This is a genomic window from Streptomyces sp. NPDC006332 (assembly GCF_040612855.1).
GTDB lineage: Bacteria > Actinomycetota > Actinomycetes > Streptomycetales > Streptomycetaceae > Streptomyces.
The window spans coordinates 1-2,353 of sequence record NZ_JBEXRA010000133.1 but is presented as its reverse complement, the minus strand read 5'-3'; the positions used below and the strand labels follow the sequence as shown (position 1 = coordinate 2,353).

Annotated in this window: 2 protein-coding genes; both read left to right on the top strand. The window is 69.0% G+C overall.

Annotated elements, in window-relative coordinates; translation table 11 throughout:
- Positions 1-218: 218 nt before the first annotated feature.
- Positions 219-1,211, top strand: a complete 993-nt coding sequence (gene hemB, locus ABZ027_RS43105) for a porphobilinogen synthase (protein ID WP_356778577.1) — start codon at positions 219-221, stop codon at positions 1,209-1,211.
- A gap of 140 nt (positions 1,212-1,351) precedes the next feature.
- Positions 1,352-2,254: an SAM-dependent methyltransferase gene (locus ABZ027_RS43100; RefSeq protein WP_356778575.1), complete on the top strand. Its 903-nt coding sequence runs from the start codon at positions 1,352-1,354 to the stop codon at positions 2,252-2,254.
- Positions 2,255-2,353 lie beyond the last annotated feature (99 nt).

The following is a 2,353-nucleotide window of genomic DNA, read 5'->3' as shown; positions in this document are numbered from 1 at the left end:
TCGGAACGTCGCGGAATCGGTTTCTCACCAACTTGGCGGTGTTGACGCGACAACCGCTGCGGGCGGACACCCCCGACCCGTCCCCTTCGCGCCGTACGCGGGTGCGGCGACCCGGGCCCTTCCGCTTTCCGCCGTGCGCGGGCTTGCCCGTCGTTGTGGTTCTGTGCTCCGACGGCTCGTCGGCAAAGGGGGTGCTGGGGCGGGCGTAGCGTGGTGGCATGACGACCTACGGATCCTTTCCCGGCACGCGGCCGCGTCGGCTGCGGACCACTCCCGTCATGCGGCGCATGGTCGCTGAGACCCGGCTGCATCCGGCCGACTTCATCCTCCCGGCCTTCGTGGTCGAGGGTGCCGCGGAGCCGGTGCCGATTCCTACGATGCCCGGTGTCGTTCAGCACACCCGGGACACACTGAAGAAGGCCGCCGCCGAGGCCGTGGCCGCCGGGGTCTCCGGGATCATGCTGTTCGGTGTGCCGGAGGAGTCGAAGAAGGACGCGGTCGGTACGCCGGGGACCGACCCCGACGGGATTCTGCAGGTCGCACTTCGCGATGTGCGGGCCGAGGTCGGGGACGATCTGCTGGTCATGTCTGATCTGTGTCTCGACGAGACCACCGATCACGGGCACTGCGGGGTGCTGGACTCGGAAGGGCGTGTCGACAACGACGCGACTTTGGAGCGGTACGCCGAGATGGCCCAGGTGCAGGCCGACGCCGGGGCCCATGTGGTGGGGCCCAGCGGGATGATGGACGGGCAGATCGGGGTCGTTCGGGACGCCCTGGATCAGGTCGGGCGGGAGGACGTGGCGATCCTGGCCTATACGGCCAAGTACGCGTCGGCGTTCTACGGGCCCTTCCGGGAGGCCGTCGCCTCGTCGTTGAAGGGTGACCGGAAGACGTATCAGCAGGACCCGGCGAATGCGCGGGAGTCCTTGCGGGAGCTGGCCCTGGATCTGGAGGAGGGGGCCGACATGGTGATGGTCAAGCCAGCCGGGCCCTACCTGGACATCCTGGCGCGGGTCGCGGACGTTGCGGACGTGCCGGTCGTCGCCTACCAGATCTCCGGCGAGTACTCGATGATCGAGGCCGCCGCAGAGAAGGGCTGGATCGACCGGGACCGGGCCATCCTGGAGTCCCTCACCGGCATCAAGCGGGCGGGCGCGCAGAACATCCTGACGTACTGGGCCACCGAGGTCGCGCAGAAGCTGGGTTAGGCGGCCGGGCGGCGCTGCGAGTGGTGCCGGGGGCCGGGGCCGGGGGCCGGGGGCCGGGGGCCGGGTGAGGGGTGTGGGCACCTTCAAGTGGTGCTGGGCGTTAGGTGGTTGACCTGTCTTGTGAATGACTGGAGACGCCGATGTCCGGTGACGCCCTCAGCCACGATCCCTCCGAGCTGAGAAGGAGGATCGACACCACCAAGGCGCACCCGGCCCGCGTCTACGACGTTTTCCTCGGCGGCAAGGACAACTACCCCGTCGACCGGGCCGCGGCCGCGGCCGCGCTCGCCGCCAATCCGCGCGGCTACCTCGACGTACGGCACAACCGCGACTTCCTGCGCCGGGCCGTCACGGAGCTGGCCCAGCGGGACGGTGTCCGGCAGTTCCTCGACATCGGCACCGGGCTGCCCACCGCGGAGAACGTCCACCAGATCGCCCAGCGCATCACCCCGGACGCACGGGTCGTCTACGTCGACAACGACCCCGTCGTGCTCGCGCACGCGCGCGCGTTGCTGACCAGCGGGCCCGACGGACTCACCGACTACATCGACGCCGACTTCAGGGACCCGGCGCAGATACTCGAACAGGCCGCGAAGACGCTGGACTTCGATCAGCCCGTCGCGCTGTGCCTGGTCGCGCTCCTGCACTTCGTCGAGGACGAGGAGGCGTACCCGATCGTGCGGGAGCTGCTGGAGGCGCTGCCCTCCGGCAGTCGGCTCGTCCTCAGCCATCTGACGGAGGACCTCAATCCCGAGAACATCCGCGCGGTCCAGCGGACGTACACCGAGCGCGGGTTCACCTTCGTGCTGCGGTCCGCGGGGGACGTGGAGCGGTTCTTCACCGAGAACTCCCTGGAACTCGGCGCGCCGGGTGTCGTTCCCGCTCATCACTGGCGGCCGGATCACGCGGCGCCCGTGCCCAAGCAGCCGGAGGCGTCCTACCTGGCCACCCTCGACGACATCGAGAAGGTCCGCTACGCCGACATCAACGACGTCACGGACGCGGACATCAATGTGTATGCGGCGGTTGGGAGGAAGGGCTGAGGATGGGGGGGTGCCCCTATGACTTTGGTCAAGAAGTGATCGGGGTTGGTGGTTGGTAGAAGGTGCCGTCGCGGAGCATCGCGAAGAGCACGTCTGCCC